Annotated in this window: 25 protein-coding genes and 1 other annotated feature; of the genes, 4 read left to right on the top strand and 21 right to left on the bottom strand. The window is 40.1% G+C overall.

Features of this window, described 5'->3' with window-relative positions; all coding sequences use genetic code 11:
* Positions 1–26: 26 nt before the first annotated feature.
* From PSF09_RS00695 to PSF09_RS00705, 3 genes are all read left to right on the top strand, one after another.
* Complete coding sequence (locus tag PSF09_RS00695; RefSeq protein WP_272683327.1) at positions 27–2,201, top strand: TonB-dependent receptor domain-containing protein; 2,175 nt, start codon at positions 27–29, stop codon at positions 2,199–2,201.
* 105 nt (positions 2,202–2,306) lie between these two features.
* Complete coding sequence (locus PSF09_RS00700; RefSeq protein WP_272683328.1) at positions 2,307–3,335, top strand: hemin-degrading factor; 1,029 nt, start codon at positions 2,307–2,309, stop codon at positions 3,333–3,335.
* 629 nt (positions 3,336–3,964) lie between these two features.
* Positions 3,965–4,336, top strand: a complete 372-nt coding sequence (locus PSF09_RS00705; RefSeq protein WP_004910390.1) for a helix-turn-helix domain-containing protein — start codon at positions 3,965–3,967, stop codon at positions 4,334–4,336.
* 236 nt (positions 4,337–4,572) lie between these two features.
* On the opposite strand, the gene PSF09_RS00710 is transcribed toward PSF09_RS00705, so the two are convergent.
* From PSF09_RS00710 to btuC, 11 genes are all read right to left on the bottom strand, one after another.
* Positions 4,573–5,589 (bottom strand): lipoate--protein ligase A, encoded by a 1,017-nt coding sequence (locus tag PSF09_RS00710; RefSeq protein WP_272683329.1) that lies wholly within the window; start codon positions 5,587–5,589, stop codon positions 4,573–4,575.
* A gap of 63 nt (positions 5,590–5,652) precedes the next feature.
* The gene (locus PSF09_RS00715; protein ID WP_004910384.1) at positions 5,653–6,141 is read right to left on the bottom strand and encodes a C40 family peptidase; all 489 of its coding nucleotides are present in this window, start codon (positions 6,139–6,141) and stop codon (positions 5,653–5,655) included.
* Positions 6,142–6,223: 82 nt separating this feature from the next.
* Positions 6,224–6,631, bottom strand: coding sequence for a 4-amino-4-deoxy-L-arabinose-phosphoundecaprenol flippase subunit ArnF (arnF, locus tag PSF09_RS00720; protein ID WP_272665058.1), 408 nt, complete (start codon positions 6,629–6,631; stop codon positions 6,224–6,226).
* Positions 6,628–6,975 (bottom strand): 4-amino-4-deoxy-L-arabinose-phosphoundecaprenol flippase subunit ArnE, encoded by a 348-nt coding sequence (gene arnE / locus PSF09_RS00725; RefSeq protein ID WP_004910381.1) that lies wholly within the window; start codon positions 6,973–6,975, stop codon positions 6,628–6,630. The genes arnF and arnE overlap by 4 nt, the downstream gene beginning before the upstream one ends.
* Positions 6,972–8,630 (bottom strand): lipid IV(A) 4-amino-4-deoxy-L-arabinosyltransferase, encoded by a 1,659-nt coding sequence (arnT, locus tag PSF09_RS00730; protein ID WP_272665059.1) that lies wholly within the window; start codon positions 8,628–8,630, stop codon positions 6,972–6,974. Before arnT ends, arnE begins: the two co-directional genes overlap by 4 nt.
* A gap of 7 nt (positions 8,631–8,637) precedes the next feature.
* Positions 8,638–9,531, bottom strand: a complete 894-nt coding sequence (gene arnD, locus PSF09_RS00735; protein ID WP_272665060.1) for a 4-deoxy-4-formamido-L-arabinose-phosphoundecaprenol deformylase — start codon at positions 9,529–9,531, stop codon at positions 8,638–8,640.
* Positions 9,531–11,516, bottom strand: a complete 1,986-nt coding sequence (gene arnA / locus PSF09_RS00740; protein WP_115167381.1) for a bifunctional UDP-4-amino-4-deoxy-L-arabinose formyltransferase/UDP-glucuronic acid oxidase ArnA — start codon at positions 11,514–11,516, stop codon at positions 9,531–9,533. The genes arnD and arnA overlap by 1 nt, the downstream gene beginning before the upstream one ends.
* Positions 11,516–12,508, bottom strand: coding sequence for an undecaprenyl-phosphate 4-deoxy-4-formamido-L-arabinose transferase (gene arnC, locus PSF09_RS00745; protein WP_004910377.1), 993 nt, complete (start codon positions 12,506–12,508; stop codon positions 11,516–11,518). Before arnC ends, arnA begins: the two co-directional genes overlap by 1 nt.
* Positions 12,508–13,653, bottom strand: coding sequence for a UDP-4-amino-4-deoxy-L-arabinose aminotransferase (arnB, locus tag PSF09_RS00750; protein WP_272665061.1), 1,146 nt, complete (start codon positions 13,651–13,653; stop codon positions 12,508–12,510). The genes arnC and arnB overlap by 1 nt, the downstream gene beginning before the upstream one ends.
* Before the next feature lie 119 nt (positions 13,654–13,772).
* Complete coding sequence (locus PSF09_RS00755; RefSeq protein WP_272665062.1) at positions 13,773–14,546, bottom strand: vitamin B12 ABC transporter ATP-binding protein BtuD; 774 nt, start codon at positions 14,544–14,546, stop codon at positions 13,773–13,775.
* A 5-nt stretch (positions 14,547–14,551) separates the two neighbouring features.
* Complete coding sequence (gene btuC, locus PSF09_RS00760; protein WP_272683330.1) at positions 14,552–15,553, bottom strand: vitamin B12 ABC transporter permease BtuC; 1,002 nt, start codon at positions 15,551–15,553, stop codon at positions 14,552–14,554.
* A gap of 122 nt (positions 15,554–15,675) precedes the next feature.
* Here btuC and PSF09_RS00765 point away from each other — a divergent pair, with 122 nt between their 5' ends.
* A complete protein-coding gene (locus PSF09_RS00765; protein ID WP_272683331.1) occupies positions 15,676–16,644 on the top strand; it encodes a hypothetical protein in 969 nt (322 codons plus the stop codon).
* Between the two features lie 62 nt (positions 16,645–16,706).
* On the opposite strand, the gene ihfA is transcribed toward PSF09_RS00765, so the two are convergent.
* The 10 genes from ihfA to PSF09_RS00810 all read right to left on the bottom strand — a co-directional run bounded on the left by ihfA (position 16,707) and on the right by PSF09_RS00810 (position 25,705).
* Entirely contained in the window at positions 16,707–17,003 is a 297-nt protein-coding gene (gene ihfA / locus PSF09_RS00770; protein ID WP_004263721.1) for an integration host factor subunit alpha, read from the bottom strand.
* Positions 17,004–17,007: 4 nt separating this feature from the next.
* The gene (gene pheT / locus PSF09_RS00775; protein ID WP_272665098.1) at positions 17,008–19,395 is read right to left on the bottom strand and encodes a phenylalanine--tRNA ligase subunit beta; all 2,388 of its coding nucleotides are present in this window, start codon (positions 19,393–19,395) and stop codon (positions 17,008–17,010) included.
* Between the two features lie 14 nt (positions 19,396–19,409).
* Positions 19,410–20,393, bottom strand: coding sequence for a phenylalanine--tRNA ligase subunit alpha (pheS, locus tag PSF09_RS00780; RefSeq protein WP_210839245.1), 984 nt, complete (start codon positions 20,391–20,393; stop codon positions 19,410–19,412).
* A gap of 121 nt (positions 20,394–20,514) precedes the next feature.
* Positions 20,515–20,644 (bottom strand) — a sequence feature (Phe leader region).
* A complete protein-coding gene (gene pheM / locus PSF09_RS20405; protein WP_136134757.1) occupies positions 20,594–20,638 on the bottom strand; it encodes a pheST operon leader peptide PheM in 45 nt (14 codons plus the stop codon). (Overlaps the previous feature by 45 nt.)
* A gap of 89 nt (positions 20,645–20,733) precedes the next feature.
* A complete protein-coding gene (gene rplT / locus PSF09_RS00785) occupies positions 20,734–21,090 on the bottom strand; it encodes a 50S ribosomal protein L20 (RefSeq protein WP_004263714.1) in 357 nt (118 codons plus the stop codon).
* Between the two features lie 45 nt (positions 21,091–21,135).
* A complete protein-coding gene (rpmI, locus tag PSF09_RS00790) occupies positions 21,136–21,333 on the bottom strand; it encodes a 50S ribosomal protein L35 (RefSeq protein WP_004263702.1) in 198 nt (65 codons plus the stop codon).
* A gap of 95 nt (positions 21,334–21,428) precedes the next feature.
* On the bottom strand, positions 21,429–21,968 hold the full coding sequence (infC, locus tag PSF09_RS00795) for a translation initiation factor IF-3 (protein ID WP_071524539.1): 540 nt from the start codon (positions 21,966–21,968) through the stop codon (positions 21,429–21,431).
* A gap of 421 nt (positions 21,969–22,389) precedes the next feature.
* Positions 22,390–22,929 carry a translation initiation factor IF-3 gene (gene infC, locus PSF09_RS00800; protein WP_071524538.1) on the bottom strand — a complete coding sequence of 180 codons (540 nt, stop codon included), beginning with the start codon at positions 22,927–22,929 and terminating at the stop codon, positions 22,390–22,392.
* 3 nt (positions 22,930–22,932) lie between these two features.
* Positions 22,933–24,861, bottom strand: a complete 1,929-nt coding sequence (gene thrS, locus PSF09_RS00805; RefSeq protein WP_272683332.1) for a threonine--tRNA ligase — start codon at positions 24,859–24,861, stop codon at positions 22,933–22,935.
* Between the two features lie 256 nt (positions 24,862–25,117).
* Positions 25,118–25,705 carry a hypothetical protein gene (locus PSF09_RS00810; protein WP_272683333.1) on the bottom strand — a complete coding sequence of 196 codons (588 nt, stop codon included), beginning with the start codon at positions 25,703–25,705 and terminating at the stop codon, positions 25,118–25,120.
* Positions 25,706–25,773 lie beyond the last annotated feature (68 nt).

Consider the following 25,773-nt stretch of genomic DNA (forward strand, 5'->3'; position numbering starts at 1 on the left):
TTTGAAAACAAAGGAAAGGATTTCCTATGCTGTTTAAATCAATGCCTACATCACCTCATCAAGAACATAAAATATCACTCTCCGCGATTGCAGCCACCGTTGTAATGACAGGGTTTAGCAACACAGCCTTAGCTGAAAATTTATCACCCGCAAAAGCAGTGTCAAAAACGGATTCTCGGGACATTATTCATGTTTCTACCACGCCTTATGACTTAGAAAAAATTGCTGTTGCAGAGAATGTTGAGGTTATTGATGCACAATCACCCGAGCAGCAAGCTGCCACATCCGCCCTTGACTTACTAAAAGGACAATCTGGGGTGTTTGTCTCTGGTTCCAATAGTACTTATGGGCGGGGTATTCAAATGCGGGGCTATGATTCCCGAGGTGTAAAAGTCACCGTTGATAATATCACTCAGGACTTTAATTCCGGCCTATATGATGCAACATTTATTGACCCAACTTTAGTAAAAAAGGTGTACATCCATAAAGGATCCTCTTCGATACACCATGGCGGTGGCGCTTTGGCAGGGGTAATCTCTTTCAAAACATTAAATGCTACTGATATTTTGAAGCCCAACCAAAATCTAGGTGGGCGTGTTTTTAGCGGTATTGATCACAATGACCATAGCTACTATATGGGAAGTACGCTATTCAGTCGTCTTAACTCCATTGATACCCTAATCAGTTACAGCCAGCGCAAGAAAAATTTGATTAGCTCACCTGATTTTACACATATTGATAATCATGAAAATATTCAGAATTGGATACTAAAAACCACATGGGCAGCGACGCCTTCTTACCTTTTTGCAATTCAGTTAAAAGATTATCGCAATGAAAGTTTAGGAGTAAAACAACCCGCTAAACCGACAATCAAAGAGCGTTACCCAAATACACCACATGAAAGAAACAGCCGCCAATTTGATGTCGCGATAAACCAATACTTTACCCCTAAAAATAGCGTTAACTGGCAGGCTGAGTGGGATATTTACTATACTGATTTATATCTAGACCAAACTGACAAGGTCAAGGTCACCACAAAACCAAAAGAGTACGGCACAGAAAAGCGAAATCAATACACCTATGGAACTAAATTCGCCAATAGCTTCACCATTCCAATGTATCGCTGGGCAAATCATCATATCCAAAGTGGGGTTGAGTATTACGCACAACAACAAAAATCAAACCAATATGCGATTAGCTACCCGACAGCGTCATTGACTAATACCTCAGGTTGGCTAGTCAATGACATGACATTACAACACTTACCTATTACTTTCTCAGCAGGTACTCGTTTTACACAATATCAAACAGATAGCGCGCACATTGCTAAAAATGCTCATACTAATTGGTCGTCACGTTTTGCTGTCAGTGCTACTCCCCAACACTGGGTAAATATTTTTTCTTCTTATTCGGAAAGTTACCGCACCCCACGCATGAGCGAGCTGTATAACAATTCAAATCATTTCACGATCCCCTTCATCGGGATGAAATCAGACTTCCGCCCTTCCCCGGAATTACTACCGGAAGTCAATAACACTGTAGAGGTTGGGTTAAAACTTAGTTTCGATGATCTGCTAATAGCGAGGGACTCTCTACATTTTGGTTCAACTTATTTCTATACAAAAGCCAAAAACCACATTGCTCTTGAAGGAGAATACCCAAAAGAATTTAACATAAGAAAATTTAGAACCGAGCATTTTCCGAAAGAACTTTATTTTGTAAATATACCTTCTGCCACTATTCGCGGATTTGATAGCTTTATCCATTACAAAACACAATGGTTTGAGCTTAACCTCAGTCACAACCTAACCCAAGGTAACGAAGATGGCTCACATTACTCTCTTTCATCAATACGTCCTGAAACCCTAGTTGCTCGCTTCAATGCTCCCGTACTTGAAACAGGAGTCAATATCGGCTGGATCGGTGAATTTACGGGAAAAACTGCATTTGAAGGTAATGTAAAATACCAATTATCACACCATAAATCGGATAAAGGCTTAGACCGCTACCACAAAGAGGTTATTCAACACGCGGGTTATAGCCTGCATGATTTTTACCTCAACTATCAAGCCGACCAATTTATTAAAGGCCTCAGCTCAACACTAACAATGAAGAACGCATTCGATAAACAATATGTTTCTTCAATGGGTGTTCCTCAGGAAGGTCGAAATTTCCACCTTAACGTAAATTACTCATGGTAACGCATTAAAAATCGCATGTTATCAACTGGTTTGACTAGCATTTAAAATAAAACAAATCAGTTGATGACTTTCCCCCGTCAATCTTAATTTTTCAAGGAAAAATTTGTGAACTCAAACCTCTACAATGATTACCAACAAATTCAAAAATCACATTCTAACTTATGCCCTCACAAAATCGCTGCCTTACTTCAGGTTTCAGAAGCACAACTAGTTCATTGCCGTGTAGGAAATGAGAAAGTTCTTCGATTATCAGGAAAAGCAGCAGATATCTTGCAAAATTTAGTCTCTATCGGCCAAGCGAAGGGAATAACACGTAATAACTATGCCACCAGTATTCAAACCGGTGAGTATAGTAACCCGCGGTTTAGTCACCATGGCGGGCTATTTTTAAATCCTAACGCACTCGATTTACGCATGTTTTTTGCACAATGGGATTCCACTTTTGCCCTGGTTGAAGAAACCTCAACAGGGCTACGCCATAGTATGCAATTTTTTGATAAGCATGGGGACGCATTGCATCAGGTTTATGCTACAAATAAAACCGATATGGCTGAGTGGCAGGCTATTGTTGAACGCTATGCTACGCTTGATAACATGACCATTGTACCAAAAGAAACTCTCCCATTCTCAACACAAGAAATTAGTCGAGAATTAGCCACTGAGCTAGAACAACAATGGCGAGATATGACTAATGTGCACCAGTTTTTTGGAATTTTACAAAAACATAATTTAAGTCGCCAGCAAGTTTTTCGCGCAGTTAGCCAAGAATTAGCATGGCAAGTTCCTACCACCGCCTTATCTGATCTGCTTTCTCTTGCATACCAAGCACAAAATGAGGTGATGCTTTTTGTCGGAAATCGTGGCTGTGTTCAGATTTTTACTGGCAAAATAAAAGAGTTAACAAAAAATAATTCGCTCAATATTTCTGGTCATAACTTTCAATTGCATTTCATTGAAAATGGTATATCCGAATGCTGGGTGACTCGAAAACCGACTAAGGATGGGTTTGTAACTAGTTTAGAGGTCTTTGATAATCAAGGTAATCAACTTATTCAAATGTATGGGCAACGTATAGAAGGTACACCAGAACAAATAGAATGGAGTAAACAAATTCTTTCTATGTCTCGCTTATAATAAAAAGTATTAAAAAATTGTTGGGCTTCTAATGGTAAATTTCCGAATACTTTTTAAGCAAATATTGTGATTAAGTTAGAGATGAAATTTACCATAGAACCCTTGCTTCATTAATTCACGACAGCGACATAAGCCACTTTTTGATATGGAAAGAGAATAATCCTCCATTATCCGCATAAAGCGTTTTACTTGTAGTTTATATTAGTTATTAACCCTGCAAATATTGTCATTACAGACATTTCCCACCATGACAATTACCTCGGAATTTCCTGTTTATTGTTATATAAAAACGATTACAAATGGAACAATAATTTTTCAATTATTTACTTGGTTAATAATTTCGAATAGATTGAACAATTTTTTTGAATATAACAAAAAAAATGCCTTCAACTCACCTAACAAAACAACACAAATGACATAATCACTTGAATTAAAACATTTTTAAACATACAATAATGAATGTTTAAAATGTTAATTTTATCAACATCTATTGTATTAATAGCTATTCTCATTTAAAAACCGCACGTTTGGCCTATCGATATATCGGAAAAACAGGAAGAATAGACCCTAATTTCGTGAGTTATTATTAGTTATTAATGAACAATAGCCTACTTGAGTAGGAGGTAAATATGTCAGAAAGTGTAGTCAACGATATTGTTAAATGGCTTGAAAGTCAGTTGCAACGCAATGAAGGCATCAAAATCGACACAATTGCCGATAAAAGCGGTTATTCAAAATGGCATTTACAGCGTGTTTTCAAAGAAATGAAAGGTTGCACGCTTGGCGAATACGTCCGTAAACGTCGTTTATTAGAAGCAGCTAAATCATTACGTGAAGGTAACTTACCTATTCTTGACATTGCATTGCAATATGGTTTTAGTTCACAGGCGACATTTACCCGTATCTTTAAAAAGCACTTTGATACCACGCCTGCAAAATTTCGCCAATCAGGTGAATTACCTGAATGCAAAAATTTTATGACCTGTAGTTGTCATAACTAATTATTTTAGAACATCCCTTCCTATTAGTTATTTGTAATTTTGAAGTCTATGTCTGAGCCGACTATGTCGGCTCAAGGTTGTTGGCAAAGCAAGATAAAAGTGTGATTTTTCTCGCTTTGTGTTATCAGTCGAAAATCAAAAATTTGATTTTCCTCTTTTATTTTCAATAACCTATTAGACCGCAGCTAAACATAAATGTTTATCCGCAGTCTGAGCCGACTATGTCGGCTCTTTTTTTAACTTAATTCATGGACTAACCAGTTTTCCAAATCAGCCAACTGTTCCTGCAGCTGCGGCCATTTCACAACCATCTCTTTGCTCAATGCACGTACTGTTTCTACCTGATACGCTTTACCTGTCAATTGCTCACTCAACCACTCTAAAGGGGATGGGTCTAGACTATCCGTAAAAAACTGACAGCGGTTTATCACACCCTTTTCGATATCAAAATGAAACTCAATTCCTCCCCAAGGAAAGCGGGTATCTGAATAGTGAGAAAAAGCTGGGGCTTGCCCAAAATTCCATTCCCAACTACTTTGTTTTGCAAAGGTTTCTGCGAAATTTGGCAAATCAGGTAGTTTTTCAGGGGAAATATATTCGGCAGCGACCGTTTCACCGAAGTAATTAAAAAAGCTTTTAATTATTCCTTCGCAAACAATTTCATGAGAAATATTGGGAACAAGCTCAGATAAATTAGCCACACGAGAACGCACTGACGTAATCCCTTTTGCCTGTAATTTTTTCGGATCTGGATTCAGATAATTTGCTAAGCGACTTAAATCTGCATTAATTAGCAAAGTTCCGTGGTGAAAACCTCTATCCTTCGTTTCTCGATATGCAGAACCCGATATTTTTCGCGGACCACTTTCAGTCTCTAAGACTAAATCATTACGACCAGAGATTTGTGCGTTAATACCGACAAGTGCCAATCCATCGACAATAATATGTGTTGAAACTGTTTTGTCATATTCCGGCTTTCCTGCCATAAACGTAAAACAGGTGTTACCTAAATCATGAAAAACAGCCCCACCACCACTACTACGCCGTGCTAAACGAACATTATCTTCTTCCATTCTCCGAGTATTACATTCTTTCCACGGGTTTTGTGCACGCCCTATAACCACCGTATCAGCATTTCGCCAGAGAAACATAACACGTTGGTCAGTTGGCATTTGTCGGAAAATAGTTTCTTCAACCGCAAGATTAAACCAAGGGTCGTAGGATTCAGAGATGAGTAAACGTACTGTTGACATTAGGCTATCCTTAAAACAAAACTTGCCCTTAAGATAGCATAATCACTGAGGAAAATAGCGAATTTAGATGCGTCTTGCCTGCCAAAACACTTTTCGCCAATAGACGTTATCCATTGATGAACGGATCACCCCTTTACTCGTTGATGCATGAATGAATGTATTATCGGTATCGTAAATACCCACATGCAACCCATTCTCTCCAGAACCTGTTTTAAAGAACACCAAATCCCCTGGCATCAAATCTGATTTATCAATCCGTGTGCCTAATTGAGTTTGATCCACCGTTGTACGAGGCAACTGAATGGCAAAGCGATCATTAAATGTGCGATAGACAAAACCGGAACAATCGACACCATTTTGATTCATGCCGCCATAATGATAAGGCGTACCATACCACTGCTCGAGTTGATCTTTTAATTGCGCTATCGTCATAATTGGATCAGATAACTGTGTTTTTAGCGGCGGTGGTGGCGTTCTTTTAACGGATGTCGATGAACAACCAATTAAAACTAAACACAGTAATAGTGGTAGGTGTTGTATTTTGATAACCATAAAGCACCTTATTTATCTATCCCATTACGATAACTTGCTTATATCATAGTGCGTGAAGACTATAATATAAGCAACTAAGAAATTATTCTGTTCTATCACTTGATGATTTATTAGGTCGGCTAATTAGCCATACACCTAATAAAATAAAACCGATACCAATGGCCTTTAACCCTGTAGCAGGCTCATTAAACCAAGGTAAGAAAATTGCTAATAAATAAACAAAAACATAGCTTAAGCTAATAAGCGGATAAGCTTTATTCAATGCTATGTATTTTAATGCTAATAGCCAACATAACATCGATAACGCATAACAAACTAACCCTAAAAAAATAATTCCTAAACTAGTAATATTAGCGAGTAACCAATCAAATTGCAGCCAATGCCAGCCAAGCGTGAATGAGGGTAGCTCAACCACCCCAGCTTTTAAGCTCAGTTGAGCGACTGTGACTAATAACGCACTGCCAATCACCCATAAATAACCCTTGTTCATACGCTGATACTCATTAGCAAAATACCAAACATAATGGCAGCAACCCCTAACCAGTGGTTGAGCCCAGTTTGTTCTTTATAAACAAACTGGCCAATTAGCGTAATTAACACAAAATTAATGCTTAGCATTGGATACGCAATACTCAGCGGCATGGTTTCCAATAATTTCAACCAAAACAACATGCCAAGCCCGAGCATGAAAACCGCCAGCACCAGCCATCGAAGGGCTGATGCTGTTTTATTGGTTTTATTACTCTGCCAATTGACGACGGCTTGCTTTTGAGCCACTTGCCCAATACAGGTTAAAACGCTAACCAGCAATAATAGTAATAGTTGTGCAATCATTGTTGATGATAAACCACAATCGCCATACGTGAATTTTTAATAACTTCATCCGGCTTAGGAATATCTGGTAAACCTTCTTTACGGCCTAATAAAAAGACAACTGTTACCTGCCCTTCTTTACGTGCTTTTGTCAGCCATTGTGCAAACTGGTCAGGTTTTATTAAGCGATGTTGGCTATCTGGGTATTCCAACCCATAACTTAACTCTCCACTACTATTGTATAAATAGATATTGGAATTTTTAGTTTCCCAAGCAAGGCCAGCTGCGACCCCAACATTACTTGCCATCAAATATTTGCTATTCATCAGTAAATCATGATTTTGATGAATAAAATTTTGAGGCAATTTAGAATCGATGGTGTTATTCGGCAGAGCACTACCAATACACAAACTCACCGCTAAAGAACATGATGCTGCCCATAACCAGTACTTTGCATTTAATACCGTGCATAGATAACCGATAATCGCCCAAATAGAAAAGGCAACGACACCTAACACCATTTTTGACCATTCATCAGGTTCGTATAATGGCTTTTTGATCACCGTGCTAACAACAATTACCGCTATAACCGCTGCGATCCCTAATACAACATTAATAATCCCATTGGCTTTCAATGCCTTCATTTTACCACTACGAACGCAATCAACCCCATACTTCGCCATAAGCAATGCCAGTGGTGCCATAAATGGCAACATATACGTTGGTAGCTTACCGCGAGAAATACTGAAAAAGATGACGGGAACAACAAACCAGCACAGTAAGAAAAACATATCAGGACTAGATTTACGCTCTTTCCAGCCTTTCATGATAGCACCGGGTAACAACCCTGCCCATGGAATAGCGCCAAGAATGATAATCGGAATATAATACCAAAACGGTGCGATATGCTGAGCATCATCTGCCGTGAAGCGCTTAATGTGTTCAATCCAAAAGAAATAATGCCAATAATCAGGCTCTTGTTTTGCAACTGCCAAAGCCCATGGCAAACTAATAATAACCGCAGAAATTATTGCAAGCGGCCCATACTTGAGTAACTCAAGAAACCGCTTTTGGTAGATTGTGATAGGCAGCATGACAATCACTGGAATAGCAAGGGCTAAAAAGCCTTTGGTCATAAATGCCATGCCACAAGCTAGCCCAAGACAAAGCCACGCCGCTAATTTGGATTTTACTTCCCTCGATTTCATTGCCCACAAGCAACAAAACATACTTGCCGCTATCCATAAAGACAACATTGGGTCGAGTACACTGTAGGTCCCGATAGAAAACACTAAGAACATCGAGATATAAATGAGGCTTGCAACATAGGCAACGTGGTTATTACGCCACATCATCTTTGCCATACGATAGACAAGTAGTGCACTGAGAAGAATACAAAAAACCGAACCAAAACGAACAGCAAAATTCGTTTCACCAAAGATCATTTGGCTAATATTATTTATCCAGTAACCTGCCACTGGTTTTTCAAAATAGCGTACATCCAGCATGTAAGGAACAATCCAATCTCCACGCTGTAACATCTCACGGCTAATTTCCGCGTATCGCGTTTCATCTGGTTGCCAAAGTAAACGACTATTCAACGGCAACAAATAGGTTAGGATAAAAAAAAGAGCCAGCAGAGAGGCTCCTACTTTGCTCGCTCGGTTATTCAACATAGGTTGCTTATTCCTCTTCTTGGCAGCCTAGCCAGCCTTCACGTCCGGGGAATGGTGCCCTCACCACACGCCCTTTTGGCAATGAATTCAAATCGTCTGGCAGTAATTCACTCAATGTACAGAATTGGATTTCTTCTTGTGTAATTCGTTCCAATAATTGTGAAAATTGTTCCGATTTGGACATTCCTTCCACTTCTGTATGGATAGTATAAACTGGAACGCCTTGATCTTCTTTAATTGCTTGAAGAATAAAATCATTAAATGCATCATCACTCACGACTGTCCCTACGACTTCATCGTAAGTCGGCAATGTGACAGGGATTTGAACCGTCCCGAGTGAGCCATCGGCTAAAATTGGCCTAAATGGGTATTTACCACGACAATCGCTGTTGTAGTCAAAGTTAAACATTTGTTTAACTTCCAACACACGCTCATCGCCTCGCCAACCAGCAACGGCAGAACACGTCACTCGATGCCCAATGGCTTGCTCCAGCGCATCCACCCCTAACTTAACTTGTTCGGTCAATTGTGGTTTGCTCCATTTAGCAACTTTAGCCTGCCAACCTTGATGATCCCATGCATGCAAGCCTACTTCATGACCAGCATCCAAAGTTTGTTTCATCAAATAACCTAAATCTTTAGCAATTTTTTTACCCGGCCATGCTGTGCCCGCTAATAAGATGTCTAACCCATAAAGGGATGCTGCGTTCGACCTAAGCATTTTCCACAGAAATTTAGGACGCAAAAGGCGCCATAAATGGCGCCCCATGTTATCGGGTCCTACACTGAAGAAAAAGCTGGCCTGAATATTATGCTCTTTGAGCACTTTGAGTAGCTGTGGAACCCCTTTCAAGGTACCTTGGTAGGTGTCCACATCAATTCTCAAGCCAACTTTTTTCATTAGTCTTTATTACCTAACTCTTCAACTGCACCTTGTAAGAAGAAATCTAATGTTTCTTCGATGGTATCTTTCATATCGATAGTTGGAACCCAATCCAGTAAACGACGTGCATTTTCAACACTTGGTTTACGGTGTTCAACATCTTGATACCCTTGGCCATAATAGCTGCTGCTTTCGATTTCACGGAAGCCTGCAAATGGAGGGAATTTCCCACGTTGAGGGTGTTTTTCGAAGCTTTCCAACAACATTTCTGCTAATTCACGAATACTCGCTTCGTTAGTTGGGTTACCGATATTGATGATCTGACCATCACATTTGCCATCTTTGTTTTCGATAATACGGAATAACGCTTCGATACCGTCTTTAATATCTGTAAAGCAACGTTTTTGTGCACCACCGTCAACCAGTTTAATTGGCGAACCTTCAACTAAGTTTAGAATTAACTGAGTAATCGCACGCGAACTACCAATACGTGCAGAATTCAAGCTATCTAAGCGAGGTCCCATCCAGTTGAATGGACGGAATAAGGTGAATTTTAAACCTTCTTTCGCACCGTATGCCCAAATCACTCGGTCAAGTAATTGTTTAGAAACTGAGTAAATCCAACGTTGTTTATTGATTGGGCCGACGATTAAGCGTGACTCGTCTTCATCAAACTCTTTATCATCACACATACCATAAACTTCAGACGTCGATGGGAAGATGATACGTTTGTTATATTTCACGCAGTAACGTACAACTTTCAAGTTTTCTTCAAAGTCTAATTCGAAAACGCGTAATGGATTACGGGTATATTCGATTGGCGTTGCAATCGCAACCAGAGGCAGAATAACGTCACATTTTTTGATGTGGTATTCAATCCATTCTGTATGGATGCTAACGTCACCTTCAATGAAGTGGAAGCGTGGGTTACCAATAAAACGCTCAATCGCAGAAGAACCGATATCCATGCCATAAATATCGTAGTTACCGTCTTTTAATAGGCGCTCTGTTAAATGGTTACCAATAAACCCATTCACACCTAAAATAAGAACACGTGTGCGACGCTTAACTTGTGCTGTTGGTTTTGCCCCAACACGGACATCAGTTACGATACCCATTTCGTTAGCAAGGCGGCTACCTTGCATATATAAACCAGTCTCGCTTTGGCCGCTAATCACTTCGATAGCCCCTTGGCCGCAAGCAATACGCAGTGGATCACTCGAAAGTACCGTACCAGCTGCTTTACCTTGGTTATCATCTAAAACGCGTGCGCGCCAGATAACCATTTTACGTGCGCCTAAATAAGTGAACGCACCTGGATAAGGTTCAGTTACTGCACGAATTAAGCAGTTAACTTCTTTTGCGCTATTATTCCAATTAATCAAACCATCTTCAGCGGTACGACGACCAAAGTACGTTGCTTGGCTTTCATCTTGTGCAACAGATTTGTAGCTACCAGCTTCAATTAATGGCAGTGTTTTATTCAATAAAACTTCCGCCGCTTCACGTACTTTCGCATGCAGAGTCAGGCTAGTGTCTGTATCGGTAATCGCCACTTTTTCTTGAGCAATGATATCGCCAGCGTCAGCCTTAGCTACCATTTTATGCAAGGTCACACCTGTTTCGCTTTCTCCTTTTAATAATGCCCAATTAATAGGAGCACGACCGCGATATTTTGGTAGCAATGAGCCGTGTAGATTAAACGCACCTTTAGGCGCGATAGCTAACAGCTCTTCACTTAACATATCGCGATAGTAGAAAGAGAAAATCACATCAGGTTTCATTTCGCGAATACGTTCAATCCATAATGGATGATTAACGTTTTCAGGCGCAAAAACAGGAAGTTCCATGTCAGCACTTAAACGCGCAACTGAGGAGTAAAAGTGGTTTTCATTTGGGTCATCAGTGTGTGTAAACACTGCTTGGATATCAAAACCTGCTTTTTCAAGCGCTTTTAGCCCTACGCAGCCAATATCATGATAGGCAAAAACAATAGCTTTCATTAGTCTTCTTCCTGATTTTTGTCGGATTTCGCATCTGCTCCAACGACTTTTTGAATAAAATAACGAGGTCTTGCGCGCACATCATTGTAGATCCTACCGATGTATTCGCCCAGTAGTCCCATGGCAACAAATTGTGCACCAATAAACATAAAGAGTACTGCAAACAGAGTGAATACGCCATCTGCTGCCCACTCTGCGCCAAAAATTAAACGCAATGCAATTAACAATACCGCTAATAAAAAACCGCCAGCAGCTATAATACTTCCTACAACACTCAATAAACGTAGTGGCGCTGTAGTCAGGCATGTTAATAAGTCATACATTAAATTAATCAGCTTCATAAAGCTGTATTTAGAATCACCAAACTCGCGTTCTGCATGCGCTACATCAATTTCAATGGTTCTACGTGCAAATGTATTTGCCAAAATAGGAATAAATGTACTTCTTTCATGACATTGCAACATAGCTTGAATGATATGACGGCGGTATGCACGTAACATACAGCCGTAATCTCCCATTGAACGCCCTGTCGCTTTGGTGATCATCGCATTGATCATTTTAGAGGCTGTTTTGCGAAACCAAGAGTCTTGGCGATTCGCACGGCGCGTACCAACTACATCATAACCTTGCATAGCTGTTTGCACTAAACGTGGGATTTCCTCTGGTGGATTTTGTAAATCCGCATCCAAAGTAATCACTAAGTCGCCATCAGCTTGGTTAAAACCCGCCATAATAGCAGAATGCTGCCCATAGTTACGGTTTAAAATAATTGCAATAACGTGGTTATCTGGATTTTCTGCGGCTTCTGTAAGCATTTGTGCAGAACGATCGCTACTACCATCATCAACTAGAATTAATTCATAGGATTGAGTTAATTGTTTACATGACTTGATAGTACGTTCTAGCAATTGCGGTAAACTCTGCTCTTCATTATAGACAGGGATAACCACTGAGACTTTTTTAATCTCATCAAATTCATCTGCGTGTGACACTATTTTGACTCCAAAAGAACTGCTTCTACAGCTTTAACGACCCGTTCAACATCTGCATCAGTCATATCGGGAAATAAAGGTAACGAACACAATGTGGCGCTATTCCATGTTGATTCAGGTAAAACTAACTCAGGATATTTTTCGCGATAATATTTTTGTGTATGCGCGGCACGAAAGTGCAACCCTGTTCCAATATCATGCTCTTTCAATTTTTCCATGAAAGTATCGCGATCAATGCCGCATGCTGCTTTATCGACACGTACCATAAATAAATGATTTGCATGTAAATGTGAGTAACTAGGGACACTCAACATTTGTAAAGGAGAATTTTTCAGCAACTCACGATAACGAGCTGTAAGTTCCGCACGACGCTGATTTAATTGCTCAACTCGTGATAACTGCACCACAGCAATCGCGGCGTGAATGTCCGATAAATTATATTTAAAACCGGGCTCAACAACCTCGGCTTGCGGCTTACGGCCTTGCATTTGTCTATCAAACGCGTCAACCCCTAGACCGTGAAACTTGAGTGTACGTACACGCTGAGCAAGTTCATCGTCATCGGTTGCGACTAATCCCCCTTCCGCACAGGTGACATTTTTGATGGCATGAAAAGAAAAAATAGACGTTCCCTTTTCGCCAATCCACTCATCTTTATAACGAGTACCCACGGCATGTGCCGCATCTTCGATTAATGCTACACCGGCTTTTTGAGCAATCAAACGCAATGCGTCAAGATCACAAGGAGCTCCCGCATAGTGTACTGGGATAATGGCCTTTGTTTTTTCTGTTAACGCTTTTTCTACGGCATCATGTTGGATCATTAATGTGTCACGATCAACATCAATCATGACCGGTGTTGCCCCGAGCAACTCAATCATATTGATTGTTGATACCCATGTTTGAGAAGGCGTGATGACTTCATCACCAGGACCAATACCCAATGCCATTAATACAACATGCATGCCTGCAGTAGCTGATGACAATGCAATTGCATGTTTACAGCCATAGCGCTTACAAAAATCGTCTTCTAGCTGATGATTCTGTGGGCCTGTTGTTATCCAGCCTGAACGCAGAACGTTTTCTACTGCCTTGACCTCTTCATCACCAATTGCTGGTTTTGAAAATGGTAAGAAATTGCTCATATTGTTAATAGCCTAGTTTTCATTGTGAATAGAATATTCTAGTTAATTATACTTTAACCGAACCTCAACACCTGCAAACATTGCGGGATTATCATGTAAAAATGTGTGATAAAAACAACTTATTGCTTACCCGCTAAATTTATAACCTGCCACACTTGATGAGATGTACTGTGACTTAACTTAATTTCAGACATAAATATGTCAGATAAATTATTTTCTGTCATTATGCACTCTGGTTTCCCTATTGCGACTAACTGTCCTTGTTTCATCATCCAAATACAAGATGCATTTTTATATGAATGACTAAGGTCATGACCACTCATTATAACGGTTCCTAAGCAATCACAAAAATATTTAATCCATTTATCAAGCATCGCTTGCTGAATAATATCTAAATTATTGGTCGGCTCATCCAATAATATGAATTTTCCCTTACATTGCTGTTTATCCCAAACCTGCAAAAATGCGGCTGTAATTCGAACCCTCTGCCATTCTCCACCCGAGAGTTGGCTAATAGGCTTACTTAATAATGACGTCAGTTGAAAATCTGAACATAAGCAATCAAAAATATCATTGGAAAACAAGGTATCAGGCGAAAAAAGACCAAAATATTGAAAAACTTTGAGTATAGGAACATCACTAACTAATTGTGAAAGATAAGCACGCTGTTGGCTCAATTGTGCGATACGATATTGCTGTATACTTCGGCTATCAATTAAAATATCGCCACCTACAGGTAAATAACCGCTTATCGCAGCTAATAATGTACTTTTTCCCGCCCCATTCGCACCCAATAGATGAATTTGTTCTCCAGCCCGCACTTGAGCTGAAACATTAATCAATCGTGTATCGATAGTTATATTTTTAATATCAATAATTAATTTGTCATCCATCACTTCTACCGCCATTGTTGGTGACGAATTAACAAGAAAATAAATATCGGTGCCCCTAAGGTGGCAGTAATAACGCCAATAGGGACTTCAGCATTGGCGATTAATAACCGAGACAGTATATCTGCAATTAATAACCCTAATGCTCCTGCTACAGCAGAACCAACTAATAATACTCGGTTATCTGTTAAACCACTTAACCGCAATATATGAGGAATAACCAAACCAATAAAGCTAATCGCCCCCGCAATAGCGACGCTGAGGCCAATTAATACACCACTAATAATAATTAATATAACGCGCCATTTATGGACTGAGATTCCTAATTGATAAGCTTGTACTGTTCCCAATGAAAGATAATTCAGTATATTACCTTGGAAGAGCACCCAGACTAAAAAAGGTAAACAACCAATAACAAGGCCAATTTGACGCCAATCAACCCCACTAAAACTCCCCATCATCCAATACAGTAACTGCCGCAAATCAAGGTTACTGCTCATATACACCATCCATGTCATACAGGCCCCACTAATCACACCAAGTGCAACCCCAACAAGCAATAAACTGGAATTATTCAGATTCTTACGACGAGCAAAATAAAGCAATATGGTGGTAAACAATAAAGCCCCCATAATCGCGCTAACACTTAATAGCCAATAATGTGTCACGCCTGACGATAATAATACAGTCAGCACCACAGCAACACCCGCACCATTACTTACCCCTAATAAACCTGGTTCTGCTAAAGGGTTTTCAAATAAGGCTTGCATTATAGCCCCTGTGACTGCAAGAGCTGCGCCAATAATAATGACCGCTAGTGTGCGAGGAAAGCGAATTTGCCAGACAAAAAGCTGCGCACTTTCACTATTCCATTGGCTTGGCCATAGTTGAATTTCCCCAACACTTAACCCAATAACAGCTACGATAGCCAAAAAAATCATTAACACAATGATTAGTCTAATATCAGAACGGTGCTGCTTTTTTTGCAGGTTTATTAAGTGATTATTCATTAGGTTAATAATATTTAAAACTGCGTTATGGGTTTCTCGATTATATCTATTTATGAAAGTAATACGACAATTATCACTTTAAGATCCTTGCAACTTAACCAACGATAAACTAAAGGAACTTTATGAGCTCAACATTGATTGCAACAAACAGTCGTCACCCCAAACTACAAACTAACCTTTTTGCTCAACAACCTAAACCTCATTCGTTTTTGCAACGAATAAAATCTGTATGTAATAAAATATTATCTCATACACTATTTATTCATCATCAAAGGTTCAAAGTTAGTGAAAACCCATTATATCGCCCACAAGACACAAATATTATAAGCAGTAAATCCGCTCAATCGATTAATAATATTAGCAAATTAACAAGTAATATGGTGTATCCGCCCAAAAGCCCGTCAGAAATTGAGCTTGATAAAACAACCGTAACTTCGCAATTTAATAAAAATATACGCTTAGTTAATGCCCAACAGAACATTTCAGATGACGAACGAAAAATGCATCATCAGCTCAATGTGTTAGATAAGGCAATCAGGCTACATCCTGAGTTTTCGTCAACAAAAGGGCTTTTTAGGCTTTGCGGTAAAAAAGAAGATATGCATTTCATTTTGCTATATTTATCCTCTAATAAGCCGCTTACTCAGAAATTTATTGCAGATAATAAGATAAGTCTACCAACCATAACTTTGGCTTATAAAGAATTATTTGGACGGATCATGGACAAGCAAAATTTCTCTGCCTATTTCTTAAACAAATCTCCTGACCAAGCTTTAGAGAGTGCTTACCAAAATCAGCAAAATATTATCGCGCTTATGAAGAAAGGTAGGATCACAGACGAAGTAGAAACAAAAATATTAGCCAAGGTAAAAAATAGATTTGACGAAGTAACACCGTCACCACCATTATTCAATATGCTTACCTCTCTTTTGGCTGATATTGCTAAAAACCCAGCAATAAATATGAATGCAAGAAGCCTTGCAATATGCCTAGCCCCAAGATTGCAAACAGAACAATCTATCCCTTTTTCAATATCACTTAACGATAGAATGGTCACCTTTCTTGAGGCATTAATTCACACTAAGCTATAACTTTGAAGCACCCAAAAATAAAAGACCGCCTAGGCGGTCTTTTTTCATATCAAACGATATAATTACTCTTTCGGTGTTGCTTTTTCTACACGGCTTTTTAATTTTTGGCCCGGGCGGAAAGTAACAACACGGCGGGCAGTAATTGGAATATCTTCCCCAGTTTTTGGGTTACGTCCGGGACGTTGATTTTTATCACGTAAATCAAAGTTACCGAATCCAGATAATTTTACTTGCTCACCATTTTCTAAGGAAAGGCGAACCTCTTCAAAGAAAGTTTCGACAAGGTCTTTAGCATCACGTTTGCTAACACCCAGTTTTTCAAACAAATTTTCTGACATTTCAGCTTTAGTAAGCGCCATAGGTTTAGTCCCTCAAGGAGGCTTGGAATCGCTGTTTTAACGCAGCAATACACAGATCAACGGTAGCAGTGATCTCTTCTTCTTCCATGGTACGTTGGGTATCTTGGAAGACAAGACTGATAGCAAGGCTCTTGTAGCCATCTGCTATTCCTTCACCACAGTACACATCAAATAAGTTTATGCCAACTATATGATTTATGCCAACTTTTTTACACTCTGCTAAAACTTCAGCAGCAGCCACATCTTCTGGCACGACTACAGCGATGTCACGGCGGTTCGATGGATAGCGCGAAATCGCCTTAGCTTCAGGGATGACACGTTGTGCTATCGCATCACTACGAACCTCAAACACCACCGTACGACCATTTAAATCGAGTTTGCGTTCTAATTCTGGGTGGACCACACCAATAAAGCCAATGTGTTCATTTTCCAGATAAATCCCAGCACTTTGACCTGGATGCAATGCAGGATGTGCCTCAGATTTAAATGTAATTTGATTTAGTTTCCCAGTCAATTCAAAAACAGCTTCAAGATCACCTTTTAAGTCAAAGAAGTCAACAACTTGTTTATCTAATGACCAATGTTCTTCAAATCGATTACCTGCAATCACTCCGGCAAGCATTGGTTCCTGACGGATTCCATATTCTGCTTGATTATCAGGAATAAAGCGCAGACCTGTCTCAAATAAACGAATTCTATTTTGTTGACGATTCTGATTATAGACAACCGTTCCTAATAAACCAGTCAACAGCGATAAACGCATCGCTGACATATCGACAGAAATCGGGTTAGGTAAAATCAATGCGTCTTGTTGTGGGTGCAGTAAAGCTTGAACTTTAGGATCAACAAAACTATACGTAATTGCTTCTTGATAACCACGGTCAACTAACATCGCTTTAATACGTTTTAAAGGTAAGTTAGCTTCTTTATGGTTAGTCATGATCAGGTCGGCACGCAGTGGCACATCTGGAATGCTGTTATAACCATAAACCCGGGCAACTTCTTCTACTAAATCTTCTTCGATTTGCATATCGAAGCGCCAGCTCGGTGCGACCACGTCCCATGTGTTGGCAGAAACAGTGACTTTGCAACCTAAGCGCGTCAAAATATCAGTAACTAACTCATCTTCAATAAAGTGGCCGATCAAACGGTCTAATTTATTGCGCGTCAGCTTAATATTGGCTGCTTTCGGTAAATGCTGTTCACTGGTGACATCAATGATTTCACCCACTTCACCACCGCAGATATCCACGATCAGTGAGGTTGCACGTTCAATGGCTTTAAACTGTAATTGTGGGTCAACACCGCGTTCAAAACGGTGAGAGGCATCGGTATGTAAACCGTAATTACGCGCACGGCCTGTAATTGATAACGGGTCAAAAAATGCACACTCTAATAAAATATTTTTGGTTTCGTTGTTAACGCCTGAGTGCTCACCGCCAAAAATACCCGCGATCCCGAGTGCTTTAGATTCATCAGCAATCACTAAAGTGTCTGATTTTAATGTTGCTTCACTACCGTCAAGAAGAACCAGTTTCTCCCCTTCTTTAGCCATACGAGCAACAATTGCACCGTCCAAACGGTCTAGATCGTAGGCATGCTGAGGTTGACCCAATTCCAATAAAACGTAGTTGGTGATATCCACAACCGCGTCAATAGAACGGACTCCACCACGACGTAGCTTTTCTTTCATCCACATTGGTGTCGGAGCTGAAACATCAATATTCTTGATCACTCGCCCTAAAAAGCGTGGGCACGCATTTGGCGCTTCGACTCGAATTGGGAATGTGTCTTTCGTCGTCACAGACACTGCGTTAATAACTGGTTCATTTAACGCTAATTTATTAATAACTGCGACATCACGTGCAACCCCAAGAATACTTAAACAATCTGCACGGTTAGGTGTAATGCTGATTTCAATCGCATTATCATCAAGTTTTAGATATTCACGAATATCGGTACCGATAGTGGCATCCTGCGGCAATTCAATAATTCCGCTATGATCATCGGAAATACCCAGCTCAGAATAAGAACACAGCATACCTTCAGAAGGCTCACCACGTAATTTTGCTGCTTTAATTTTAAAATCACCAGGTAATAGAGCACCCACAGTTGCAACGGCAACTTTCAGGCCTTGACGGCAGTTTGGTGCACCACAAACGATATCTAGTAAACGCTCACCACCCACGTTAACTTTTGTGACACGCAGTTTGTCGGCATTTGGGTGTTGACCACACTCAACCACTTCACCGACAACAACACCGTGAAATTGGCCAGCAACCACATCTACACCGTCAACTTCCAAACCTGCCATCGTGATTTGTTCTGATAATGCTTCACTACTGATCGCCGGGTTTACCCATTCGCGTAACCATAGTTCACTGAATTTCATGAGATAGACCCGCCTTATTTAAACTGTTTGAGGAAACGAAGATCATTTTCGAAGAATGCACGCAGGTCAGAAACACCGTAACGCAACATTGTTAAGCGCTCCATTCCCATACCAAATGCAAAGCCTGAATAGACTTCTGGGTCAATACCTACATTACGTAATACATTTGGATGCACCATTCCGCAACCTAATACTTCTAACCACTTACCATTTTTACCCATAACGTCAACTTCTGCTGAAGGTTCGGTGAATGGGAAATAAGATGGGCGAAAACGTACTTGGACTTCTTCTTCAAAGAAGTTATTCAAGAAATCATGTAATGTGCCTTTTAGATTGGTAAAGCTGATATCTTTATCAACAATCAGGCCTTCTGTTTGATGGAACATAGGTGTATGCGTTTGGTCGTAGTCATTACGATATACACGACCTGGGGCAATGATACGAATCGGTGGTTGTTGGCCATTCATTGTACGGATTTGTACACCCGATGTTTGCGTACGCAGTAAGCGTTTTGCATCGAACCAAAAAGTATCGTGGTCCGCACGCGCGGGGTGGTGAGCAGGTATATTTAGCGCATCAAAGTTATGATAGTCATCTTCGATTTCTGGACCTGTTTCAACAGAGAAACCCAATTCGCCAAAAAATTCTTCAATTCGCTGAATTGTACGGGTTACTGGGTGTAACCCACCATTTTCCATACGACGCCCTGGTAATGACACATCAATTTTTTCTGACACTAGACGTGCATTAAGAATTTCAGCTTGCATCCCGTCCTTACGGGCGTTCAGTGCATCTTGAACCTGTACTTTAGCTTCATTTATCACAGCCCCTGCTGCTGGACGTTCTTCAGCAGGCAGATCACGCAACGTTTTCATCTGTAGTGTGAAATGGCCGCTCTTGCCTAAATATTCAACACGCACTGACTCCAACGTAGCAACATCTTGGGCTTGTTCAATGGCTGCTTTTGCCTGTGCAACCAACTCAGCGAGATGTGGCATTGTTTCCCCTTTATGACCACTTGGTCTTTTTGCTAGTTATTCACTATATATTAAGCTTCACATTCTATTTGGTAATGAATGAATACTTAACTGATTTTACTGTACTTAATTTAAAACTAGAAACAAAAAAGCCTCCCTAAGGAGGCTTTAGCGTAACTTTTCATTTCTTCTTTCTATTTACGCGCAAAAGCCCCCGATATTCAGGTGCTAAAGTAAAAAAAGAAACGAAAAATTACAGAATGCATATAACAAATTCCCAATAACTGACTGTATCTAAAGTACTAACACAAATAGCTATAAATGAAAAGAGGAAGTTACCCTCCTCTTTTCAAGCAAACAATTAAGCTAAAGCGCCTTTCGCTTTTTCAACTAAAGCAGTGAATGCTGCTTTATCGAAAACTGCGATGTCTGCTAAAATCTTACGGTCGATTTCAATTGAAGCTTTTTTCAAGCCATTGATGAAACGGCTGTAAGACAGGCCATTCTGACGAGCCGCAGCGTTGATACGTGCGATCCACAGTTGACGGAACTGACGTTTACGTTGACGGCGGTCACGGTAAGCGTATTGACCAGCTTTGATTACCGCCTGAAACGCTACGCGGTAAACACGTGAACGTGCACCATAGTAACCTTTCGCCTGCTTCAGAATTTTTTTGTGACGTGCACGTGCGATTACACCACGTTTTGCGCGAGCCATAGCTATCTCCTATCGTCTTTTATCTTAATTAACTAAATTGTTTACTTATGCGTAAGGCAGGCAGGCTACTACCAGACCCAGATCGCCCTTAGATACCATTCCTTTCGGACGTAAATGGCGTTTACGCTTAGTTGACTTTTTAGTCAGGATATGACGAAGGTTTGCATGCTTACGCTTAAAGCCACCGCCTGCAGTTTTTTTAAAGCGCTTTGCTGCGCCACGTACAGTTTTAATCTTTGGCATTTCTTTTATTTCCAACTTCGCATTGTGATTAACTACGAATTAACTAGGCGAATAACATCTATATTGCTATAAATGAATATTACTTGCAGGCCTAATTATTTCTTCTTCGGTGCCAGCACCATGATCATCTGGCGCCCTTCAATTCTTGAAGGGAAAGACTCCACGGATGCCAGCTCTTCCAGATCAGCTTTGATGCGATTAAGCATTTCCAGACCAATCTGCTGGTGAGCCATTTCACGACCACGGAAACGCAGTGTAACTTTAGCTTTATCACCATCTTCCAGAAAGCGAGTCAGGTTGCGTAGTTTGACCTGATAATCACCTTCATCTGTACCAGGGCGGAATTTAATTTCCTTCACCTGAACAACTTTTTGTTTCTTTTTTTGCTCTTTTTGAGATTTGCTCTTCTCATAAAGGAATTTGCCGTAATCCATAATACGACAAACTGGCGGTTCAGCATTTGGGCTGATTTCAACTAGGTCTACACCTGCTTCTTCAGCTTTTTCAAGCGCTTCGCGTGCGCTCATAATGCCTAACTGTTCACCGTCTAAACCTGTTAAACGGACCTCTGGAACACGAATTTCATCATTAATACGATTTGGACGTGTTGTTGGGATTCTTTTTCCGCCTTTAATACTTCATTCCTCCAATTGGATAAAGAGATTTGCTTCTCTCAAGCAAATACACTCGTCGCTCAATAGTTAATACCTGACGTGTGTACGGTATTCTGTGTTTGTCTTCAATGCGCGATGCGCTGACAAAGTGATTCGACCGCGGATTCTAATGCTTCTTGCCGGATTACTCAAGTAAATCTTGCAATAAATCACACTGAACTGTTTGAAAACTTGGCTATTGAGGCCAATTATTGCTTTAACATAATTATTTTTATCCATTAATGAAGCAAATAACAAGACGTAAAATACATCCGTATCTTAACTGCTATGAGGTTACTTTCATCATTAATAAAAAGAAAACTCGGATAAAACAGAGAAGCAGCGCCCAAAATGAGCGCTGCTAGACTCTAGCAATTACTTGCTATAACCCATACTGGCTTAATTATTTTTTCTTTGGTGCCAATACCATGATCATCTGGCGTCCTTCAATCCTTGATGGGAATGATTCAACAGATGCCAGTTCATCCAGATCGGTTTTGATGCGGTTAAGCACTTCCAAGCCAATCTGTTGGTGAGCCATTTCGCGACCACGAAAACGCAGGGTCACTTTAGCTTTGTCACCATCTTCCAAAAAGCGAATTAGGCTACGCAATTTAACTTGGTAGTCGCCTTCGTCTGTTCCCGGACGGAATTTAATTTCCTTCACTTGAACAACTTTTTGTTTTTTCTTTTGTTCTTTTTGAGATTTGCTTTTCTCATAAAGATATTTACCGTAGTCCATGATACGACAAACTGGTGGCTCAGCATTTGGGCTGATTTCGACTAAGTCAACACCAGCTTCTTCTGCTTTAAAGAGGGCTTCACGCACACTCATAACACCAAGTTGCTCACCGTCTAAACCAGTGACACGGATTTCTGTTGCGCGAATTTCATCGTTAATACGATTTGGACGCGCTGTTGGGAGTTTTTTTCCGCCTTTAATACCTTATTCCTCCATCTGATTGAGTTGACGACTGCGGATCTCTTCAAGCAGTTTTGTCATGAATTCGTTGACATCAAGGCTGCCTAAGTCTTTACCACGACGGGTACGAACAGCGACTTTACCTGATTCAACTTCTTTATCACCACATACTAACATGTAAGGGACGCGACGCAGTGTGTGCTCACGGATCTTAAAGCCGATTTTCTCGTTACGTAAGTCCGCTTTCGCACGAATGCCAACACTTTGCAGCTTGCTTACTAATTCTTGAACATAGTCTGCTTGGCTATCAGTAATGTTCATTACAACCACTTGTTGTGGTGCTAACCATGTTGGGAAAAAGCCTGCATACTCTTCTGTTAAGATACCAATGAAGCGTTCTAGTGAACCTAACACTGCTCGGTGGATCATAACAGGAACGATACGTTCGTTGTTTTCACCTACATAGGAAGCTGTCAAACGACCCGGTAAGAAGAAGTCTAACTGGACAGTACCACATTGCCATGCACGGTCAAGGCAGTCATACAGTGTAAACTCGATTTTCGGGCCATAAAATGCGCCTTCACCTGGTTGGTATTCAAACTCAATACCTTTTGATTTCAGGGCATTAGCTAAGTCTTCTTCCGCTCTGTCCCACATCTCGTCAGTACCGATACGTTTTTCAGGACGGGTTGATAGTTTTACAACAATTTTTTCGAATCCGAAAGTTGCGTAAACATCATAAATCATTTCAATACAGCTAGTGACTTCACTTAAGATTTGCTCTTCAGTACAGAAGATATGCGCATCATCCTGAGTAAAGCCACGCACACGCATTAAGCCGTGCAATGCACCTGATGGCTCATTACGGTGACAGCTGCCAAATTCTGCCATACGCAATGGTAAGTCACGGTATGATTTCAAACCTTGGTTAAAAATCTGTACGTGACCAGGGCAGTTCATTGGTTTTACACAATATTCACGGTTTTCAGATGACGTCGTGAACATGGCATCTTTATAGTTATCCCAGTGGCCTGTTTTTTCCCATAATACGCGGTCCATCATAAATGGCCCTTTCACTTCTTGATAATTATAAGCTTTCAGTTTAGTGCGTACGAAGGTTTCCAGTTCACGGAAAATTGTCCAACCGTCATTATGCCAGAATGCCATTCCCGGCGCTTCTTCTTGCATATGGTATAAATCTAACTGTTTACCAATTTTACGGTGGTCACGTTTAGCTGCTTCTTCTAAACGTAATAAATAGGCTGCCAATTGTTTTTTATCAGCCCATGCAGTGCCGTAAATACGTTGCAGCATTTTGTTATCGCTGTTACCACGCCAGTATGCGCCAGCCACTTTCTGTAGTTTAAAATGGTGGCAAAAACGCATATTCGGTACGTGTGGACCGCGACACATATCAACATATTCTTCGTGATGATATAAACCAGGGTGGTCATCTTGACTAATATTTTGATCTAATATTTCAACTTTATAGTCTTCGCCTCTAACCACAAATGTTTCACGAGCTTCGCTCCAAGAAACACGTTTTTTCACCACATCATAATCTGTTTTGGCAAGCTCAAGCATGCGCTTTTCAAGCTTTTCCAAGTCTTCCTGGGTCAGCATGTGGTCTAAATCGACATCATAGTAAAAACCATTATCGATAGTCGGCCCAATCGCCATTTTAGTGTTTGGCCATAATTGTTTGATTGCATGGCCTAACAGGTGAGCACAAGAGTGACGAATAATTTCGAGTCCGTCTTCATCTTTGCTCGTAATAATGGATACGTTTGCATCATGTTCAATTATTTCACATGCATCAACGCGTTCGCCATTAATTCGACCCGCGATACAGGCTTTAGCTAAACCCGCTCCGATGTCTCGAGCAACATCCATCACAGAAACGGGATGGTCAAACTGACGCTGACTTCCATCAGGAAGAGTAATAACAGGCATTAAAAAATCCTTATCAGCAGTGGTGACCCACACGAAAGATCACTTGCTTGATTATTCCAAAGTTATAAATCAACACGTTACTAACGATTTCTCACTTCACTATGCAAGATATGTACACAAATACAGGCAACTTAAACGCCCTATTTCGTTACATCGTGAGTAACTCAACTACTAATGATAACACAGACCTATTTTAGGGTGATAGCGTAATACCGCTAATTGTTCTTCTTCATATGAAAAATCAACACCTTCCCGATTAAATGATGAATAAGTTATCCAATGCAGGAAATAGTTTCTCTTTTTGCTTGAAAAACACACGATACCAACGGGATCCACTAGGTGCGATTAATTCTTCACTGATTATCTTATTTTGTTGAAGAATGATAACCGATTGAATTGATTGCCATAATGAATAAATGATGTAGGACGTGGCAATTAACCCGAATAATAGTACAAAAATGTTATCTAATTTCTCTATTTGCCAAAATAAATAGACACAAAAGATAATTTGAATTAATGCCCGAATAATAAAGGCAATACTAAAGAATGACTTCGCATGCTGTATCGTTGCAAAACAGGGATTAGACAGAGTTTGTCTTGTTTCTTGGACTGGAATACCATTCACATATACCATCCAATCAGAAGTATCGCTATTTTTTAAGATTATTCCTTTTTCTTTCATTCCATGAATTTTAAATGAGACTACGACAGCCCAAACAATCCCAACGGTAAATAAATAAAGCATAAAACCACTTACCGAAAAAAAAGCAAAAAATACGCTAATCACTATAAAACACGCGAGTTTACCCGAATATATCCAAAATGGCGCAACCTGATAGTTCATTATTATCCTTAACATATTTTGCATAAATTTTTCAGTATACAAAACAGATTAAATGATAAAGCGTCTCA

The sequence above is a fragment of the Providencia sp. PROV141 genome (genome assembly GCF_028481645.1).
GTDB classification, from domain to species: Bacteria; Pseudomonadota; Gammaproteobacteria; order Enterobacterales; family Enterobacteriaceae; genus Providencia; species Providencia rettgeri.

What these genes read in the sequence shown, in the direction of transcription:
- PSF09_RS00695 (WP_272683327.1), top strand. Translation starts at nt 27, where the DNA reads ATGCTGTTTAAATCAATGCCTACATCACCTCATCAAGAACATAAAATA.
- PSF09_RS00705 (WP_004910390.1), top strand. Translation starts at nt 3,965, where the DNA reads ATGTCAGAAAGTGTAGTCAACGATATTGTTAAATGGCTTGAAAGTCAG.
- PSF09_RS00710 (WP_272683329.1), bottom strand. Translation starts at nt 5,589, where the DNA reads ATGTCAACAGTACGTTTACTCATCTCTGAATCCTACGACCCTTGGTTT.
- PSF09_RS00715 (WP_004910384.1), bottom strand. Translation starts at nt 6,141, where the DNA reads ATGGTTATCAAAATACAACACCTACCACTATTACTGTGTTTAGTTTTA.
- arnF (WP_272665058.1), bottom strand. Translation starts at nt 6,631, where the DNA reads ATGAACAAGGGTTATTTATGGGTGATTGGCAGTGCGTTATTAGTCACA.
- arnE (WP_004910381.1), bottom strand. Translation starts at nt 6,975, where the DNA reads ATGATTGCACAACTATTACTATTATTGCTGGTTAGCGTTTTAACCTGT.
- arnT (WP_272665059.1), bottom strand. Translation starts at nt 8,630, where the DNA reads ATGTTGAATAACCGAGCGAGCAAAGTAGGAGCCTCTCTGCTGGCTCTT.
- arnD (WP_272665060.1), bottom strand. Translation starts at nt 9,531, where the DNA reads ATGAAAAAAGTTGGCTTGAGAATTGATGTGGACACCTACCAAGGTACC.
- arnA (WP_115167381.1), bottom strand. Translation starts at nt 11,516, where the DNA reads ATGAAAGCTATTGTTTTTGCCTATCATGATATTGGCTGCGTAGGGCTA.
- arnB (WP_272665061.1), bottom strand. Translation starts at nt 13,653, where the DNA reads ATGAGCAATTTCTTACCATTTTCAAAACCAGCAATTGGTGATGAAGAG.
- PSF09_RS00755 (WP_272665062.1), bottom strand. Translation starts at nt 14,546, where the DNA reads ATGGATGACAAATTAATTATTGATATTAAAAATATAACTATCGATACA.
- btuC (WP_272683330.1), bottom strand. Translation starts at nt 15,553, where the DNA reads ATGAATAATCACTTAATAAACCTGCAAAAAAAGCAGCACCGTTCTGAT.
- PSF09_RS00765 (WP_272683331.1), top strand. Translation starts at nt 15,676, where the DNA reads ATGAGCTCAACATTGATTGCAACAAACAGTCGTCACCCCAAACTACAA.
- ihfA (WP_004263721.1), bottom strand. Translation starts at nt 17,003, where the DNA reads ATGGCGCTTACTAAAGCTGAAATGTCAGAAAATTTGTTTGAAAAACTG.
- pheT (WP_272665098.1), bottom strand. Translation starts at nt 19,395, where the DNA reads ATGAAATTCAGTGAACTATGGTTACGCGAATGGGTAAACCCGGCGATC.
- pheS (WP_210839245.1), bottom strand. Translation starts at nt 20,393, where the DNA reads ATGCCACATCTCGCTGAGTTGGTTGCACAGGCAAAAGCAGCCATTGAA.
- rplT (WP_004263714.1), bottom strand. Translation starts at nt 21,090, where the DNA reads ATGGCTCGCGCAAAACGTGGTGTAATCGCACGTGCACGTCACAAAAAA.
- rpmI (WP_004263702.1), bottom strand. Translation starts at nt 21,333, where the DNA reads ATGCCAAAGATTAAAACTGTACGTGGCGCAGCAAAGCGCTTTAAAAAA.
- thrS (WP_272683332.1), bottom strand. Translation starts at nt 24,861, where the DNA reads ATGCCTGTTATTACTCTTCCTGATGGAAGTCAGCGTCAGTTTGACCAT.
- PSF09_RS00810 (WP_272683333.1), bottom strand. Translation starts at nt 25,705, where the DNA reads ATGAACTATCAGGTTGCGCCATTTTGGATATATTCGGGTAAACTCGCG.